The sequence below is a fragment of the Ruegeria sp. CK3 genome (assembly GCF_056536565.1).
Map to the genome: position 1 here is coordinate 91,100 of NZ_JBQFPV010000006.1, position 15,944 is coordinate 107,043.

15 protein-coding genes are annotated in these 15,944 nt (G+C 61.3%); 9 read left to right on the top strand and 6 right to left on the bottom strand.

Annotated elements, in window-relative coordinates; translation table 11 throughout:
• Positions 1-20 precede the first annotated feature (20 nt).
• Genes mreC through ACR0C3_RS09845 form a run of 5 tightly spaced genes read left to right on the top strand, consistent with a single transcriptional unit; the run spans position 21 to position 5,482 of the window.
• A complete protein-coding gene (gene mreC / locus ACR0C3_RS09825) occupies positions 21-923 on the top strand; it encodes a rod shape-determining protein MreC (RefSeq protein WP_170480731.1) in 903 nt (300 codons plus the stop codon).
• Complete coding sequence (locus ACR0C3_RS09830; RefSeq protein WP_480758249.1) at positions 916-1,452, top strand: rod shape-determining protein MreD; 537 nt, start codon at positions 916-918, stop codon at positions 1,450-1,452. The genes mreC and ACR0C3_RS09830 overlap by 8 nt, the downstream gene beginning before the upstream one ends.
• Positions 1,449-3,398, top strand: coding sequence for a penicillin-binding protein 2 (gene mrdA, locus ACR0C3_RS09835; RefSeq protein ID WP_170642806.1), 1,950 nt, complete (start codon positions 1,449-1,451; stop codon positions 3,396-3,398). The genes ACR0C3_RS09830 and mrdA overlap by 4 nt, the downstream gene beginning before the upstream one ends.
• A complete protein-coding gene (rodA, locus tag ACR0C3_RS09840; protein ID WP_170462716.1) occupies positions 3,395-4,534 on the top strand; it encodes a rod shape-determining protein RodA in 1,140 nt (379 codons plus the stop codon). The genes mrdA and rodA overlap by 4 nt, the downstream gene beginning before the upstream one ends.
• Before the next feature lie 15 nt (positions 4,535-4,549).
• Positions 4,550-5,482, top strand: a complete 933-nt coding sequence (locus tag ACR0C3_RS09845) for a 2-hydroxyacid dehydrogenase (RefSeq protein ID WP_480758251.1) — start codon at positions 4,550-4,552, stop codon at positions 5,480-5,482.
• 27 nt (positions 5,483-5,509) lie between these two features.
• On the opposite strand, the gene ACR0C3_RS09850 is transcribed toward ACR0C3_RS09845, so the two are convergent.
• The 6 genes from ACR0C3_RS09850 to ACR0C3_RS09875 all read right to left on the bottom strand — a co-directional run bounded on the left by ACR0C3_RS09850 (position 5,510) and on the right by ACR0C3_RS09875 (position 12,068).
• Positions 5,510-7,525 carry a M3 family metallopeptidase gene (locus ACR0C3_RS09850; RefSeq protein ID WP_480758252.1) on the bottom strand — a complete coding sequence of 672 codons (2,016 nt, stop codon included), beginning with the start codon at positions 7,523-7,525 and terminating at the stop codon, positions 5,510-5,512.
• A 62-nt stretch (positions 7,526-7,587) separates the two neighbouring features.
• Positions 7,588-8,637, bottom strand: coding sequence for a HesA/MoeB/ThiF family protein (locus tag ACR0C3_RS09855; protein WP_480758253.1), 1,050 nt, complete (start codon positions 8,635-8,637; stop codon positions 7,588-7,590).
• Positions 8,637-9,092, bottom strand: a complete 456-nt coding sequence (dut, locus tag ACR0C3_RS09860) for a dUTP diphosphatase (protein WP_480758254.1) — start codon at positions 9,090-9,092, stop codon at positions 8,637-8,639. Before dut ends, ACR0C3_RS09855 begins: the two co-directional genes overlap by 1 nt.
• Positions 9,093-9,108: 16 nt before the next feature.
• A complete protein-coding gene (gene coaBC / locus ACR0C3_RS09865) occupies positions 9,109-10,305 on the bottom strand; it encodes a bifunctional phosphopantothenoylcysteine decarboxylase/phosphopantothenate--cysteine ligase CoaBC (protein ID WP_480758255.1) in 1,197 nt (398 codons plus the stop codon).
• Between the two features lie 63 nt (positions 10,306-10,368).
• Entirely contained in the window at positions 10,369-11,193 is an 825-nt protein-coding gene (locus ACR0C3_RS09870) for a ChaN family lipoprotein (protein WP_480758256.1), read from the bottom strand.
• A complete protein-coding gene (locus ACR0C3_RS09875) occupies positions 11,190-12,068 on the bottom strand; it encodes an RNA polymerase factor sigma-32 (RefSeq protein WP_170378887.1) in 879 nt (292 codons plus the stop codon). The genes ACR0C3_RS09870 and ACR0C3_RS09875 overlap by 4 nt, the downstream gene beginning before the upstream one ends.
• 99 nt (positions 12,069-12,167) lie before the next feature.
• Between ACR0C3_RS09875 and cobU the strand changes: the two genes are divergently transcribed.
• The 4 genes from cobU to ACR0C3_RS09895 are packed head-to-tail and all read left to right on the top strand — an operon-like array spanning position 12,168 to position 15,769.
• Positions 12,168-12,689 (top strand): bifunctional adenosylcobinamide kinase/adenosylcobinamide-phosphate guanylyltransferase, encoded by a 522-nt coding sequence (cobU, locus tag ACR0C3_RS09880; protein WP_480758258.1) that lies wholly within the window; start codon positions 12,168-12,170, stop codon positions 12,687-12,689.
• Positions 12,686-13,264, top strand: a complete 579-nt coding sequence (locus tag ACR0C3_RS09885; RefSeq protein ID WP_480758259.1) for a histidine phosphatase family protein — start codon at positions 12,686-12,688, stop codon at positions 13,262-13,264. The genes cobU and ACR0C3_RS09885 overlap by 4 nt, the downstream gene beginning before the upstream one ends.
• A gap of 58 nt (positions 13,265-13,322) precedes the next feature.
• The gene (locus ACR0C3_RS09890) at positions 13,323-14,207 is read left to right on the top strand and encodes a glutathione S-transferase (RefSeq protein ID WP_480758260.1); all 885 of its coding nucleotides are present in this window, start codon (positions 13,323-13,325) and stop codon (positions 14,205-14,207) included.
• 47 nt (positions 14,208-14,254) lie between these two features.
• Positions 14,255-15,769: a YifB family Mg chelatase-like AAA ATPase gene (locus ACR0C3_RS09895; protein ID WP_480758262.1), complete on the top strand. Its 1,515-nt coding sequence runs from the start codon at positions 14,255-14,257 to the stop codon at positions 15,767-15,769.
• Positions 15,770-15,944: the final 175 nt, after the last annotated feature.

A 15,944-nucleotide genomic window follows, 5' to 3' on the forward strand; every position in this document is an offset into this window, starting at 1 on the left:
GCAGCACGGGAAGGTAACCTGTGGCAAAAGACCGATCACAGCGCGACGACTACACGGCCCCACTGAGGCGTTTGCTTCTGGGGATCGTTGTGCTGTGCCTGCTGGGCATCTTCATTGTCTGGCGGATCGACAGCCCTCGGGTTGAACGGTTCCGCGCGCAGGTTGTAGATGCTGTTGTGCCCTCAATGGATTGGGCCATGGTTCCGGTCACCGCAACCGTCAACCTGTTCCGTGATTTCCAAAGCTATCAGAGCCTGAGCGAGCAGAACCGCGAGCTGCGCTCGGAACTGCGGCTGATGCGCGCCTGGAAAGAGGCAGCGTTGCAGCTGGAACAGGAAAACGCGCGGCTACTGGATTTGAACAATGTGCGGCTTGATCCGCGCCTGACCTATGTCACCGGCGTTGTGATGGCCGATAGCGGCTCTCCCTTCCGGCAGTCGGTGCTGTTGAATGTAGGAGAGCGAGACGGGATCGTCGATGGCTGGGCCACGATGGACGGGATCGGGCTAGTTGGCCGTATCTCGGGTGTTGGGCCGGATACAGCGCGCGTTATTCTGATGACTGACGCCTCAAGTGTCATTCCCGCAACCATCCAGCCCTCGGGCCAGACCGCTTTGATCACGGGCGACAATACCCCGGCCCCATCCGTCGAGTTTCTGGAAAACCGTGAGCTTGTGCGCCCCGGCGACCGGGTCGTGACCTCGGGCGATGGCGGCGTGTTTCCCGCCGGCCTGCTGATCGGCCAGATCGCCGCCGACCCCGGAGGCCGCCTGCGCGTGCGTCTCTCTGCCGATTTCGAACGGTTGGAGTTTCTGCGCGTTCTTCGCTACAACTCTGCCCCCACGATCCGCGATCCGGGGCAGATCGTTGGCCCCTCACGCCCCGCCGCTTCGTTGTCACCTGAGGAAGCTGGCGATGGATAAACCAGCCTCTCATAAATGGGCTATGCGCGGTCTTTATGGGGGGCTGGCGGTGTTTGTTCTGTTCCTGCATCTGCTGCCGCTGGATACGAAACCGGATCGCTGGCCTTTCCCGGACTTTCTGATCGTCCTGACCTTTGCATGGGTGCTTCGGCGGCCGGACTATGTGCCGACCGTTTTGGTCGCTTTGGTCATGTTGCTGGCCGATCTGCTGCTGCAACGCCCTCCGGGCCTATTGGCCGCACTGGTGGTGCTGGGCGCGGCTTACTTGCGGTCTGCGGCACCTGGGATGCGAGATGCGGGCTTTGTGGCTGAATGGATGTCCGTCAGCGCCGTCGTTGCTGGCGTGTTTCTAGGCAACCGGGTCATCCTTGCGATCCTATCTGTTGACCAGGCGGCTTTGTTACCGGTTATGATCCAGCTTGTGCTGACAATTCTGGCCTATCCGGTCATTGTGCTGCTGTCTCAGAGTGTATTCGGCGTGCGCCGCGTCTCGGCCGCGGATGCCAGCGCTGCGGGGGCGCGTGCATGAAACAACGCAAGATCAAAAGCGAGGGTGTCGCCTATAAACGTCTGCCACGGCGGGCCCTGCTGCTTGGCGGTCTGCAGGCGGTTTTTGTTGGCGGGTTGGCCGCGCGCATGCGGTACATGCAAGTCGATCAAGCGGATGAATATCGTCTTCTAGCCGAAGAAAACCGGATCAATATCCGCCTTATCCCGCCGACGCGGGGGCGCATCTATGACCGCAACGGGCAGATCATAGGGCAGAACTCACCGTCCTACCGCATCGTCATTGTGCGCGAGGATGCCGGTGACATCGACAAGGTGATCGCCAAACTCTCGGACCTGATCCCCCTGAACGAGGATGAGATTGAGCGCGCGCGCACGGAAATGCGACGCTCGGCCCCGTTCCTGCCGGTCACATTGGTCGATCAGGTGACGTGGGAAGATATCTCGAAAGTCGCGGTGAACGCCCCGGCCCTACCAGGGGTCACGCCCGAGGTCGGGCAAACCCGGCAATACCCGCGCTATGAGGATTTCGCCCATATCGTCGGCTATGTCGGCCCGGTCAGCGACTATGACCTCAGCCAGATCGAAGACCCCGAGCCAGTGCTGCGCATCCCCCGGTTCCAGATCGGCAAGGTCGGCCTTGAGGCCAAGCAAGAGATCGACCTGCGCGGCAAAGCAGGCTCCAAACGTGTCGAGGTCAACGCCACCGGCCGCGTCATGCGCGAATTGGACCGGCAGGAAGGCCAACCGGGTGCTGATCTGCAACTCTCGGTCGACGCGGACCTACAGCAATACGCTCAAGCACGGCTTGCCGGAGAAAGCGCCGCCGCCGTTGTCATTGATTGCGAAACCGGAGATCTGCGGGCAATGGCCTCGGCCCCCAGTTTCGATCCCAACCTGTTCGTGCGCGGTATCTCGGTCGCGGATTATCAGATCCTCACGCAGGACAAATATCGCCCCCTGGCCAACAAGACGGTTCAGGGCACTTATCCGCCTGGATCGACCTTCAAAATGGTCACCGCGCTGGCCGCGCTTGAGGCCGGTGTCGTTGGTCCTGGTAATACCGTCTATTGCCCTGGCCACCTCAAGGTCGGCAGCCGCCGCTTCCACTGTTGGAAACGCGGGGGGCACGGTATGGTGGACCTCAATACATCGCTCAAGCGCAGCTGCGATGTCTACTATTACGACGTGGCGATCAAGGTCGGCATCGACAAAATCTCGGAAATGGCGCGGACCCTCGGGCTTGGTATCAAGCACGACATCCCTATGTCCGCCGTGCGTGCCGGTCTGGCGCCCAATCAGGAATGGAAACAACGCACTCATGGCGAGGACTGGCTGATCGGCGATACGGCCAATGCATCGATCGGGCAAGGATTTATGCTGGCCTCACCGATGCAGCTGGCCGTGATGACCGCACGGATCGCCACGGGGCGGGCCGTGACACCGCGTCTGGTCCGCTCGATTGATGGGGTCGAACAGCCAACGGGCGCGGGTGAGCCGCTTGAGATCAGTCCGGCCAATCTGAACTACATCCGCGAGGCGATGTGGTCGGTCTCAAACGACCGGCGCGGCACGGCCTATCGTAGCCGGATCATCGCCGATGACCTCCGCATGGCGGGTAAAACCGGTACCAGCCAGGTACGCAACATCACCAAAGCGGAACGTGCGGCAGGAGTGATCCGCAATGAGGACCTGCCCTGGGAACGGCGCGACCATGCGCTGTTCGTCAGCTTCGCGCCTTACGACAAGCCCAAATACGCCATCGCGGTTGTGGTCGAACATGGCGGCGGTGGCTCCAAAGCGGCGGCCCCGGTCGCGCGCGACATCATGCTTCAGGCGCTTTACAACGGCACGCCCCCGCTCGAGGCCTACCCGGCCGGAGATCGAGAGCGCATCAAGGAACAGCAAAAACGGCTCGAGGGCGACCGCCGCCCCAAAGCGCGCCCCAGCGAGAAGGACCGCGCATGAGCTATCTTGAATATGCGGTCAAATCCACGCCATCGGGGTTCCGTAAATTCCTATATATGAACTGGCCACTGACGCTGTTGCTGATCAGCACGGCCAGTGCAGGGTTCTTGATGCTGTACTCGGTGGCGGGTGGCTCGTGGATGCCATGGGCCGAGCCTCAGATCGAACGTTTCGGGCTGGGCCTGACAGTGATGTTCATCGTCGCGCTGGTGCCGATCTGGTTCTGGCGCAACATGTCGGTACTGGCTTACCTGGCCTCAATCGCGCTGTTGGTGTTTGTGGAGCTGTTCGGAACCATCGGCATGGGCGCACAGCGCTGGATCGACCTTGGGTTCATGCGCCTTCAGCCGTCCGAGGTGATGAAAGTCGCGCTGGTGATGCTGCTGGCGGCCTATTACGATTGGCTGCCCTCGCACAAAACCTCACGCCCACTTTGGGTTCTGATCCCGGTCGTTCTGATCCTGATCCCTACCTTCATGGTGCTGCGCCAACCGGACCTTGGGACCTCGATCCTGCTGCTGGCCGCAGGTGGAGGGCTGATGTTTCTGGCCGGTGTACACTGGGCCTATTTCGCCGCCGTGATCGCCGCGGTCGTTGGCCTGATTGCGGCCGTCTTCAATAGCCGAGGGACCGAGTGGCAGTTGCTAAAGGACTATCAGTTCCGCCGGATCGATACGTTTCTTGATCCCTCGACCGACCCACTGGGCGCGGGCTATCACATTACACAATCCAAGATCGCCCTGGGATCAGGCGGATGGAATGGGCGCGGGTTCATGCAGGGCACGCAATCACGACTGAACTTCCTGCCTGAAAAACACACCGATTTCATCTTCACCACATTGGCCGAAGAGTTTGGCTTTGTCGGTGGCATCACCCTGTTGCTGCTTTACGCGCTGATCCTGATCTTCTGCATGGTCACGGCCCTGTCGACCAAAGACAGGTTCTCATCGCTTGTCACCATGGGGATCGCCTTGAACTTCTTCCTGTTCTTTGCGGTCAACATGTCGATGGTGATGGGGCTGGCTCCGGTTGTCGGGGTGCCTCTGCCCATGGTCAGCTATGGCGGGTCGGCCATGCTGGTTCTGATGGCCGCCTTCGGTGTCGTGCAAAGCGCCCATATCCACCGCCCCCGCTGATCGGAAAGCCCCTCCATGCCTTTCAATATCCTGTTCTCCGCACGTCCTGAGCTTTGGCCGGTGTACCAGCCGCTTTTGACCGATGGCCTGCAAAAGGCAGGCGTCGCGTTCAATCTGGCAACCGAATTCCCCGAGGATGAGGTGGACTACATCGTCTACGCCCCAAGCGGCGGGCTGCTGGATTTCACGCCCTATACCCAGCTGAAAGCGGTCCTCAGCCTCTGGGCTGGGGTCGAGAAGATCGCGGGGAACGAAACGCTGACCGTACCATTGGCGCGGATGGTGGATCACGGGCTGACCCAAGGCATGACCGAATGGGTCGTGGGGCACGTGCTGCGCTATCATCTGGGGATGGACCAGCACATCAAAGTGCAAGATGGTGTGTGGACGCCTGACGCGCCGCCATTGGCGAACGAACGGCAGGTCTGCATTCTGGGCCTTGGCGCATTGGGGCAGGAAGCGGCCCAAGCGCTGGCGGCATTGAATTTCAACGTCACCGGATGGAGTCGCACCCCAAAAGACGTCCCCGGAGTAACCTGCCTGAGCGGCGAAGACGGGTTGCGAGAGGCTCTGTCAAAGGCCGAGATCGCCGTCCTGTTGCTGCCTGATACACCGGCGACCGAGAACACTTTGAACGCCGAAACCCTTGCGTTGGTGCCCAAAGGCGCGCGGATCATCAATCCGGGACGTGGGCCTCTGATTGACGATGACGCGCTATTGCAGGCGTTGAACACAGGCCAGATCGGACATGCCACGCTGGATGTGTTCCGGGTTGAGCCTCTGCCCGCCGATCACCCCTATTGGGCGCATCCGAACGTGACGGTGACGCCGCATATCGCCTCGGAAACGCGGCCCGTGACGGCGGCGCAGGTGATTGTCGAAAATATCCGACGCGGGGAAGCTGGCGAGCCGCTTTTGCATCTGGTGGATCGCCAGCTGGGGTATTGATCCCCCCTAGGACCGGGGGAGAAAGGTTTACGCGGCGATCAGGCCGCGCCCTTTCAGCAAGGCCTCGACACCCGGCATCCTACCCCGGAAGGCCAGATACAGCTCCTCAGCCTCGCGCGAGCCGCCGGTGGACAGGATGTTGTCTTCCAGAGCTTTGGCGCGTTCTGGATCAAAGGCACCCCCGGCCTCTTCAAAGGCCTCGAACGCGTCGGCATCCATCACTTCGGACCACATGTAGCTGTAGTAGCCCGAGCTATAGCCATCGCCCGCGAAAACATGCGCGAAATGTGGGGTCTCGTGGCGCATGCCGATGGATGCGGGCATGCCGATGCCCTCCAAAACCTCGGCCTGTTTCGCCATCGGGTCCGCCGGGGCAGCGCCTTCATGGAAAGCCAAGTCAACCAAAGCCGAGGCGACATATTCCACCGTCTGGAACCCCTGATCAAAATTCGCGGCTTTCAGCACTTTCTCGAGCATTTCCTGCGGCATTGCCTCGCCTGTATCCGCGTGGGTGGCGAACTCGGCCAGAACCTCGGGGACCTCCAGCCAATGTTCGTAAAGCTGGCTTGGCAGTTCGACAAAGTCGCGCGCCACGGATGTGCCCGAGATGCTTTCATAGGTCACATTCGACAGCATCTGATGCAGGGCGTGCCCGAACTCATGGAACAGTGTGCGCGCGTCGTCATAGGACAACAGCGCCGGATCGCCTTTGGCGAAGTTGCACACGTTGATCACGACCGGAGCCTGTTCCTTGGGGAACTTCGCCTGACCTCGCATTGCGCTGCACCAAGCGCCCGACCGTTTGGACCCACGTGCGAAATAGTCACCAATGAATACCGCGATATGCTTGCCCTCTCGCGTCACCTCCCACGCCCGGCAATCGGGGTGGTAGAGCGGCACGTCCAGCGGTTTGAACTCCAACCCGAACAGACGGTTGGCGCAGGCGAACGAGGCCTCGATCATCCGGTCCAGTTGCAGGTAGGGTTTCAGCGCGGCCTCATCCAGATCATGCTCGGCCTTGCGGCGTTTCTCGGCGTAGTAGCGCCAGTCCCATGCCGCCAGAGGGCCGTTGACACCATCCTCCTGCATCATCGCGGTCAGCACCTCGGCATCTGCGTCGGCGCGCGCCTTGGCAGGCTCCCACACTTGCATCAGCAGGTCGCGGACGCGGTCAGGCGAGCGAGCCATTTCGGTCTCAAGCTTGTAGTCGGCAAAGCTGTCATAGCCCAACAGCTTGGCACGTTCTTCACGCAGGGACAGGATTTCGGCGGCGATGTCGCGGTTGTCAGTCTCACCACCATTCGCCCCGCGCGCGGTCCAGGCGCGATAGGCTTTTTCCCGCAGGTCGCGGCGGGTTGAGAACTGAAGGAACGGCACAATGATCGACCGGGACAGGGTGACTACTGGACCAACAGCGCCCTTTTCCTGACCCGCCGCGCGTGCGGCATCGACAACGAAATCCGGAAGGCCCTGCAGGTCATCCTCGGACAGGTCCATGAACCAGTCGCGCTCATCCACCAGCAGGTTCTGAGTGAATGAGGTTCCCAGTGACGCCAGCCGCGCCTTGATCTCTTGCATCCGGGCGTCCTTCTCGCCCTCCAACGCCGCGCCGGCGCGGACGAAACCGCGATGAGACAGCATCAGCACGCGGGCCTGTTCGTCGCTTAGGCCCAAATCATCGCGCCGCGCCCACAGGTCGGCCATACGTTTGAACAGCGCCTTGTTCGAGGATATCCCCGAAAAATGCGCCGCCAGCTTTGGCGAGAATTCTCGCTGCAATTCCTCGCGTTTCGGATTGCTGTCCGCGCCCGCAACTGTGAAGAAAACTGACAGAACTCTGTCCAGTTGCTCACCCGCGGCCTCAAGCGCTTCGATCGTGTTGGCGAAACTCGGGATTTCAGCGTTTGCAGCGATCGCGTCGATCTGCGCGTTGTGCGCCTGCAGCGCCTCATCCAGCGCAGGGGCGAAATCATCATCCGAAATCTTGGCAAAAGGGGCGAGTTCGAACGGAGTGGTCGAGTCGGACAGGATCGGGTTGGTCATTCTGATCTCCTTTGACCACAACCTAGGAAGGGCCGGTCAGATGATCCAGAGCAACACGGCGTTTATTCACCACCGGCGCCGCAAATCGGGCAGTCAGAGCGCTTGGAGAGGGTGATCTTTCGGCTTTCACCATAAAGCGCGTCGTAGATCAGCATTTCGCCGCGCAGCGCTTGGCCGGCCCCGGTGATCACCTTGATCGCCTCAACCGCCATCATGGACCCAACCACGCCCGGTAAGGGGCCGATCACGCCTGCCTCGGAACAGGATGGGGCCAGACCGGCTGCGGGGGCTTCGGGGAAAATACACTGGTAGCAGGGGGCATCATTGGCCGGATCGAAGACGCTCAGCTGTCCTTCCCATTGAGACAACGCGCCCGAGATCAGCGGTTTGCCCAACGCAACGGCCGTGCGATTGGCCAGATAGCGGGTTTCGAAATTGTCGGTGCCATCTAGGATCAGGTCGAAGTCGCCCAAAAGGTCGTTCGCGATATCATCGCTCAGACGACGATTGTAGGGCAGGACAGTGACGTTGGGGTTCTGTGCCTCCATCGCTTGCTTGGCCGAAAACACTTTGGGCATTCCGATATCGGCATCGCGGTGGATGACCTGACGCTGGAGATTGGCGTTTTCGACCACGTCGTCGTCGATCACCCCTATCGTGCCAACACCCGCTGCCGCCAGATACTGCAAGGCAGGAGCGCCGAGACCCCCGGCACCAATCACCAGCACGCGCGCCTTTTTCAACCGTTTCTGCCCCGGTCCACCCAGTTCGCGCAGAACGATGTGGCGGGCATAGCGGTCTAGCTCTGTCTCAGTGAACCGGTCCGAGGGTTTGACCTCGGCCAGATCCGCTTCGGGCTGCGCCCGGTTTCGCAGCGCTTTCAGCCCCTTGCCATAGACCATGACCAGAGCAGCCGCTCCGGCCAGCATCAGCCACAGCGCCGCCGATCCTCCGGTTGCTTCGCGCAGGGGATGACCGCTTGGCAAAACCAAATGCGACAGGATCACCCCGGCCATAAGCACACTGACCGAGGTCACACGCGCCGTCCAGGACACGCCCGCGATATAGCCGACGCCCCACAGACCCGCGGTAAGGACCAGAACCAGCAGCATCAGCCGCGCCCGGTTGAGCCGAACCCGCCCGACCCACGCTCGGTATAGCCAAGGGTTTCGGTCAGTTCGAACGTCGCCTGCACGACGGGCGCTACAATCAGCTGCGCGATGCGTTCTCCGTGGGTGACCTCGAACCGGTCTTGCCCTGCGTTCATGACGATCACACCCAGCGGGCCGCGATAGTCGCTGTCGATGGTCCCCGGCGTGTTGGGCAGGGTGATGCCGTGCTTCAAGGCCAGCCCGGAGCGCGGGCGGACCTGAACCTCATAGCCCGCCGGGATCTCGATTCGCAGGCCGGTGGGGACAAGGGCGCGCTGCCCCGGCTCCAGGAAAATCGACGCGCCTTCGGGCAGGTTGGCGCGCACATCAGCACCGGCCGCGCCCGAGGTCTCATATGACGGCAGGGGCACAGAAACGTCTGCACCCACTTCCCGAATCACGCGGATAGCTACCATCTGTATTCCTTCTGTCTTATCCGGCCAGTGCGTCGGCGATCTTTTGTGCCAAACGCGTGGCGACCATGTCTTTGCCCATGCGCGGCCAGCTCTCGGCCCCTTGATCCGAGATCAGGACGACCGCATTTTCCGAGCCCCCCATGATGCCGGTTGCCGGGCTGACGTCGTTTGCCACGATCCAATCGCACCCCTTGCGGGCGCGCTTTGCTGTCGCGTTTTCGATCACATCGTCGGTTTCCGCTGCAAAGCCCACAACCAGTTCAGGGCGACCCGCACCCATCTGCGAGACGCGTTTCAGGATGTCGGGATTCTCGGCGAACTCCAGCGACGGCAGACCATCCCGGCTCTTCTTCAGTTTCCGATCCGAAGCTGTGGCCACCTTCCAGTCGGCGACTGCGGCAGCAAAAACACCTGCATTCACAGGGAGCGCCGCATCCACTGCGTCCGACATCTGCTGTGCTGTCTCAACCTGCACGACCTGCACGCCTTGGGGTGGCGGAACGTCGGCGGGACCAGTGACAAAAACCACCTCGGCCCCAAGCGCCGCCAAGGCGCGGGCAACGGCAGTCCCTTGCGCCCCGGATGAGCGGTTGGCGATGTAGCGTACCGGATCAATAGGTTCATGCGTCGGGCCGGAGGTCACAAGGATGCGTTTACCCTTCAACGGCCCGTCGGCCAATTGCGCCTCGACGGCGGCAACGATCTCTAGCGGTTCGGACATCCGGCCCGGGCCATATTCGCCACAGGCCATGTCGCCCTCGTTGGGTCCTACAAAGCGGATGCCGTCCTGCTGCAACTGTTTTAGATTGCGCTGGGTCGCCGGGTGATCCCACATGCGAACATTCATGGCGGGCGCGCATAGAACCGGCGTGTCCGTGGCCATCAGCAGGGTCGAGGCCAGATCGTTGGCCAATCCTGCCGCCATCTTGCCCATCATATCCGCCGTAGCTGGGGCAACCACGATCAGGTCGGCCGAGCGTGACAGCTGGATATGCCCCATCTCGGCCTCATCGGTCAGGTCGAAGAGATCGCGAAAAGCTTTCTGACCTGCAAGTGCAGAGACCGACAGCGGTGTCACGAACTCCTCAGCGGCACGGGTCAAAACGGGAGTGACTTGCGCGCCGCGCTCTTGCAGCCGTCGGATCAGGTCCAGTGACTTATAGGCCGCAATGCCACCGCCGATGATCAGCAGAATACGTTTGGATGCCAGCATGTTCAGCCCTTCCCGTCCCGGTCGGTCCCGACATTAGGCAAGGCCACCGGGTAGTTCCAGCGGTTAATTCTGCGTCTCAAACGCTTTGCAAGGGTCTTCACGCTCTATTTCCGGGCTGTCGATCACCGCATCAAAGGTTCCGTCGATCACTCCTCCTTCGGACTGACCCAGAACAAAGACCTTCAGCCCTGGCTTCAGGCGCGACAGAAAGGTCGGGATGCCCCGGTCTGTCCTAGCGTGGCCATTGCCGGTGATCACGGCAATCGGGCCACCGGTTTCCTCGTCCGCGCGCAGGATTGCTCGGGTCAGCACCGCGTCTCGCAGACGTTGGATCGAGACCATTTGCGGCAACATCTCGGCGGGCAAAGCATCGCAATGTGCGGCCAGTTGATCCGCCTCGCGCGCAGCCTGATCCTCGGGCGACAGCGGAACGGTCAGGCCATAGCGCGCGGCGTCTGCCCCGAGGGCCGTGGCCGCGCCCTTCTCCATCGCGGCGCGCGCGGCTGTGCGTGGAACCATGGCGCCATAGACCGGCGCGTCCGAAGCCTGAAAGACTGGGTAGTACATACTCAGTGGGGGCCAACCCGACCCCGCCCAGCGCAGGATCCGAGACAATTCCTCGGGGTTGGAGGCGGCGGTCTGAGCCAGACGCTGCGCGCCTTCTTCGGTAACCATTTCCCACACCACCGCGGACGGAGCGATCGCGCCCAACGCCTCAGTCTGCACAAGGTGATGGCGCGGGTTGTCGTGTATTTCACCAAGTATCACCACGTCCGCATCCTGCATAGCTGCGAGGACATCCTCGGGGATCAACTCACCGGCTTGGACCGGGCGCACAGCGCTGGCCGTAAACGCCAGCACACACAGCAGAATCGCAAATCTTGTCATGCGATGAAGTGTTGCACCTCACGCGATTGGGCTTCAAGGTTCTTGCGCATCTTGGTGAAGGCTGCGGCCTCAAGCTGGCGTACACGCTCCTTCGATAGACCCAGCTCATTCCCCAAGCTTTCAAGGGTCCGGGCCGGTTCGCGCAGCTTGCGTTCACGCACGATAAATCTTTCGCGGTCATTGAGGGATTGCATCGCCATCAGCAACCATTCGCGCAGCTGCTCGGTGTCGTGGCGATGTTCAACCGCCTCGGCGGCCTGCTCACGATCATCTTCCAGCGCATCAATCCACTCACGCCCATCTTCATCCGCTGACTGCACCGCGTTGAGCGAAAAATCCGAGCCGGACAGACGCCCTTCCATCATCTCCACATCGCGCAAGGGCACACCGATTTCCGTCGCGATCATCTGGTGTAGCTGATGCCGATCCAGCTCTTGCCCCTCGGTGGCGGCTTCACGCTCCAAGCGGGCCTGAACGCGGCGCATGTTGAAGAACAGAGATTTCTGGGATGAGGTCGAACCGGTCCGCACCATCGACCAGTTACGCATCACGTAATCCTGGATGCTGGCTTTGATCCACCACACCGCATAGGTCGAGAACCGCACACCGCGATCAGGGTCAAACTTGTCTGCGGCTTTCATCAATCCAAGACCGGCTTCTTGGATCAGGTCGTTCATCGGGGCGCCGTAGCGCTTGAACTTGGCCGCCATCGAAATAGCTAGACGCATGTAGGCGGTGATCAGTCGGTGCAGTGCTTGTTCGTCGCGGTTGTCACGCCACGCATAGGCCAGTTGCAATTCGGTTTCCGCGTCCAGCAGTTCGGCCTTCATCGCTTTGCGGGACATCGAGAAATCGGATGCGTTGTCCAGTGCCATGAAACTCTCCCTTTTTGCAGGCATTAGCCGGGCTTGCCTTGCCGACTTAGGGTCGATACGCAGATCATCACCAAGTGGATCACCAGAAAGGTAAGAATTGTGACCGCCAATTTAACCTTTGTGCTGGGAGGAGCCGCATCGGGAAAGTCGGCATATGCCGAACAACTGGTTGTATCCTCTGGGAAAAACCGGATGTATCTTGCGACATCACAAGTGTTTGATGGCGAGATGCAGCAAAAGGTCGATCGCCACATCGAACAACGCGGGTCCGGCTGGGAAACTGTCGAGGCACCGCTGGACCTTGCTTCTGTTTTGGCGAAACTGAGTCCTGACCAAGCCTGCCTGATTGACTGCGCCACGATGTGGCTGACCAATCACCTGCTGGCCGAGAACGATCTGGATCAGGCCCAAGCCCAACTGCTGAGCGCCCTGCGCCGTTGCCCGGCGCAGCTTGTAGTTGTCTCGAATGAGGTTGGTCACGGCATCGTGCCTGAAAACGCCCTCGCCCGCCGGTTCCGCGAGGCGCAGGGTCGGTTGAACATCGCGCTAGCAGCAAAGGCCGACCTGGTGGTTCAGGTCACGGCGGGGCTGCCGATGGTTTTGAAGGGACAATTGCCATGACGCGTCTGCATCTGGTTCGCCACGGGCCCACCCATGCCAAAACGATGGTCGGCTGGTCCGATCTGCCCGCCGATCTGAGCGATCAGGCCGCGCTGCAGCGGTTGCATGATCACATCCCGGCGGATGCGGTTGTCGTCTCATCCGACCTGTCGCGCGCGGCGGATACGGCAACGGCGATCCAAGGCCGGCGCCTGCGCCTGCCCCACCACCCTGACCTGCGCGAGATCAACTTCGGCACATGGGAGCTGCGCGGTTTCGCCGAGATCGAAGCCGAAGACCCCGAGCTTGCCTTTGCCTATTGGGACAATCCCGGCGAAGTACGGCCGCCGAACGGAGAAAGCTGGAACGATGTCCGCGCGCGAGTCGACAAAACCGTCGACGCGCTGATGGCTGCATATGCGGGCGCGGATCTGGTCATCGTTGCCCATTTCGGAGTGATCCTGACGCAAGTACAGCGCGCTTTGGATATTGAGGCGCAACAAGCGTTTTCACACCGGATCGACAACCTGTCAGTCACCCAGATCGCCTATCACGCGGGCAAATGGTCAGTCGGCGCCATCAATCATCTTCCGTGATCCGGCAGGTCACAAATCACTGATTTACGCGCGCGTCCGGCTCCGTCATCCTTCGATCATGACCTATGATCTCTTTATCGGTGACCGCCTGTTTTCCAGCTGGTCCATGCGCGGCTGGTTGATGCTCGAGAAATTCGGCCTGCCCTATCGCAGCCACTTGGTTGGCCTCTATTCCGGCACCATGGCCGCGGATTTGGAACCCCTTGCTCCGGCCCGTCTGGTTCCCGCCATGCGTCTGCCCGATGGTACGGTTGTGGGCGAAAGCCTCGCAATGGCCGAGACGTTGGCTGAACGGCACCCCGAAGCTGGCCTTTGGCCGTCAGACCCAGCCGCGCGCGCAACGGCCCGTTGGCTGTGCGCCGAAATGGTCGCGGGTTTTACCGCACTACGTGGGGAATGCCCGATGCAGTTGGCGCATGTTTGGAAAGGGTTCCAACCGTCAGCGGACACTTTGAATGACCTCGCCCGGATTGAGACGCTTTGGGCGCATGCTCGGGCGATCTCGGGCGCGTCGGAGGGTCCGTTTTTCGGAGCCTACTCGCTGGCCGATGTCTTCTACACCCCTGTTGCGGCTCGGATCATTGGGTATGATCTGCCGGTCTCAGCCGAAAGTCGCAACTATTGCCTAAGCTTGCTGTCGGATACATCGGTCCGACAATGGCGCGCGATGGGGCTGACCGTTCAATACAATCCGTACCCCTACCCAGAATATTCCCCTTCGGCCTACTGGCCAGTTGGCAAACCGTCCGAGGCACGACCCGCCGAAGAAGGCCCCTCGGTCAACGCGCACTGCCCGTATTCCGGCGAACCGGTCACCGATTTCCTCGACCTCGACGGCCAGCGCTGGGGGTTCTGCAACACGTTCTGCCGCGACAAAACAGTCGCCGACCCGGGCGCATGGCCCAAATTCACCACAATGCGCGCAGCCGTTAACCGTTCTTAAACCTCGGCCATGGCAGCAACGTCCTGTTAACCAAGAACAGGATTGCCATGGTTGCCCGCGCTCACACGGTTGCGTTTCAAGGGGTTGATGCCCGCCCGGTCGAGGTGCAATGCGCCGTCTCACCGGGCCTACCCGCCTTTTCAATCGTCGGTCTGCCGGACAAGGCGGTATCCGAGGCGCGAGATAGGGTGCGCAGCGCGCTTGGTTCCATGGCCATCGCCTTGCCGTCCAAACGCATCACCATCAACCTGTCCCCTGCTGACCTGCCCAAAGAAGGTAGCCATTTCGACCTTCCCATCGCCGTCGCCCTCCTGTCCGCTTTGGAGATCATCCCAGCAGACGCGGCCGAGGGCACTGTTGCGTTAGGCGAATTATCCTTGGATGGGTCGCTGGTTCCAGTCGTAGGCGCGTTGCCCGCCGCGATGACAGCGGCGGCCGAGGATCGCGCCCTGCTCTGCCCCCGCGCCTCAAGCGCCGAGGCTGCATGGGTGGACGCCACTCAGGTCATCGGAGCCGGTTCGCTGGGCGACGTGGTGCGCCATTTCTCTGGTCAGGCCCCACTGTCTGCGGCCATACCGGGCGAAGTCAGCCTGTCCTCCAACACCCGCGATCTGCGCGACGTCAAAGGACAGGAACGCGCCAAACGTGCGCTTGAGATCGCGGCGGCGGGACGGCACCACTTGATCATGATCGGCACGCCGGGATCGGGCAAATCCATGCTCGCAGCGCGCCTGCCCGGCATCCTGCCGCCTTTGACCCCGGTCGAGGCGCTGGAAACGTCGATGATCCAATCCCTCTGTGGGTTATTGGACGAAGGCGGCATCAACCGGACGCGGCCCTTTCGCGAACCGCATCACACCGCCTCGATGGCGGCGATTGTCGGCGGCGGACGCGGTGCAAAACCCGGAGAAATCTCTCTGGCCCATAACGGGGTGTTGTTCATGGACGAGTTCCCCGAATTCCCTCGCACCGTTTTGGAAACCCTGCGCCAACCGATTGAGACTGGAGAGGTCATGGTCGCCCGCGCCAACGCCCATGTGAAGTACCCCTGCCGTTTTATGCTGGTCGCGGCAGCCAACCCGTGCAAATGCGGGCTCCTGACCGATCCGTCCCGCGCTTGTTCCCGCGCACCGGGCTGTGGTGAGGACTACCTGAACCGCATCTCCGGCCCTTTGATGGACAGGTTCGATATGCGCATCGAGGTGCCTCCGGTAGCGTTCACCGACCTTGATCTGCCGCCGTCTGGCGACAGTTCGGCCACCGTAGCCACGCGTGTGGAACAGGCCCGCGCCGTTCAGTCTGCTCGGTTTGAAGGTCACGAGGGCGTATGCCAAAACGCTGATATCGAAGGTAAATTACTGGAAGAGGTCGCCGCCCCAGATGCTGAGGGCAAAGAGCTGTTGCTCAAGGCCGCCGACCGGTTCGGCCTGTCGGCGCGCGCCTTTCACCGCATCCTACGAGTCGCGCGAACCATCGCCGATCTGGATGGCTCCCCTGATATCCGGCGACCACACGTGGCCGAAGCGCTAAGTTTTCGGATCAGCGCACGGGCTATGGCTTAGATGTTCGCCCTCAGTATGTTGCGAGGCCGATTGGGATACAAACTACGGCGGAACTGATCATTGCCAGTCGTCCTAGACAAGTACCGCAGCTCACCGCTTGCGCCATGTTCCAGAGGTGAACTCAACCCTCAGTGCGTCCGTCCATTTCAATGTACGGACCCAACTAAGCGCTGCC

Excerpts from the sequence above, each read along its gene's own strand:
- mrdA (WP_170642806.1), top strand. The coding sequence starts at position 1,449 with ATGAAACAACGCAAGATCAAAAGCGAGGGTGTCGCCTATAAACGTCTG.
- rodA (WP_170462716.1), top strand. The coding sequence starts at position 3,395 with ATGAGCTATCTTGAATATGCGGTCAAATCCACGCCATCGGGGTTCCGT.
- dut (WP_480758254.1), bottom strand. The coding sequence starts at position 9,092 with ATGGTAGCTATCCGCGTGATTCGGGAAGTGGGTGCAGACGTTTCTGTG.
- ACR0C3_RS09875 (WP_170378887.1), bottom strand. The coding sequence starts at position 12,068 with ATGGCACTGGACAACGCATCCGATTTCTCGATGTCCCGCAAAGCGATG.
- ACR0C3_RS09845 (WP_480758251.1), top strand. The coding sequence starts at position 4,550 with ATGCCTTTCAATATCCTGTTCTCCGCACGTCCTGAGCTTTGGCCGGTG.
- ACR0C3_RS09870 (WP_480758256.1), bottom strand. The coding sequence starts at position 11,193 with ATGACAAGATTTGCGATTCTGCTGTGTGTGCTGGCGTTTACGGCCAGC.
- coaBC (WP_480758255.1), bottom strand. The coding sequence starts at position 10,305 with ATGCTGGCATCCAAACGTATTCTGCTGATCATCGGCGGTGGCATTGCG.
- ACR0C3_RS09830 (WP_480758249.1), top strand. The coding sequence starts at position 916 with ATGGATAAACCAGCCTCTCATAAATGGGCTATGCGCGGTCTTTATGGG.
- ACR0C3_RS09855 (WP_480758253.1), bottom strand. The coding sequence starts at position 8,637 with ATGCTGCTGGTTCTGGTCCTTACCGCGGGTCTGTGGGGCGTCGGCTAT.
- ACR0C3_RS09890 (WP_480758260.1), top strand. The coding sequence starts at position 13,323 with ATGACCTATGATCTCTTTATCGGTGACCGCCTGTTTTCCAGCTGGTCC.
- ACR0C3_RS09850 (WP_480758252.1), bottom strand. The coding sequence starts at position 7,525 with ATGACCAACCCGATCCTGTCCGACTCGACCACTCCGTTCGAACTCGCC.
- ACR0C3_RS09885 (WP_480758259.1), top strand. The coding sequence starts at position 12,686 with ATGACGCGTCTGCATCTGGTTCGCCACGGGCCCACCCATGCCAAAACG.
- ACR0C3_RS09895 (WP_480758262.1), top strand. The coding sequence starts at position 14,255 with ATGGTTGCCCGCGCTCACACGGTTGCGTTTCAAGGGGTTGATGCCCGC.